Below are 401 nucleotides of genomic sequence, written 5' to 3'. Positions count from 1 at the left end.
GGGCGGGGGCGGCCGGACCGGGGGTCACTGGCTCGGAGGTGGCCGCCTCGGGAGCGACCGGATCGAGGGCCGCCGGACCGGAGGTCGCCGGCTCGGTGCCAGCCGGATCGGGGGCGGCGGGCGCGGGGGTGACTGGCTCGGGAGCGACTGGCTCGGAGGCCGCCAGATCGGGGGCGGCCTGATCGGGGCTGGCTGGACCGGAGGCGGCCGACTGAGGGGCCGCCGCCTCGGGGGCCGCCGGACCGGAGGTGGCTGGCTCGGTGCCAGCCGGATCGGGGGCCGCCGGACCGAAGGCGGCCGCCTCGGGGGCCACCGGATCGGGGGCCGCCGGATCGGGGGCCGCCGGATCGGGGGCCGCCGGACCGAAGGCGGCCGCCTCGGGAGCCACCGGATCAGGCGCA

General features: G+C 81.5%; 1 pseudogene. It reads right to left on the bottom strand.

Annotated elements, in window-relative coordinates:
- Positions 1–388: pseudogene (locus KN815_RS49740) on the bottom strand (hypothetical protein); the annotation flags it as partial.
- Positions 389–401 lie beyond the last annotated feature (13 nt).

Origin of the sequence: Streptomyces niphimycinicus (assembly GCF_018883605.1) — a bacterium.
In the GTDB taxonomy this organism is placed as follows: domain Bacteria; phylum Actinomycetota; class Actinomycetes; order Streptomycetales; family Streptomycetaceae; genus Streptomyces; species Streptomyces niphimycinicus.
Note: the sequence above shows the minus strand (reverse complement) of the source record. Positions and strands in the feature narration are given on the sequence as shown.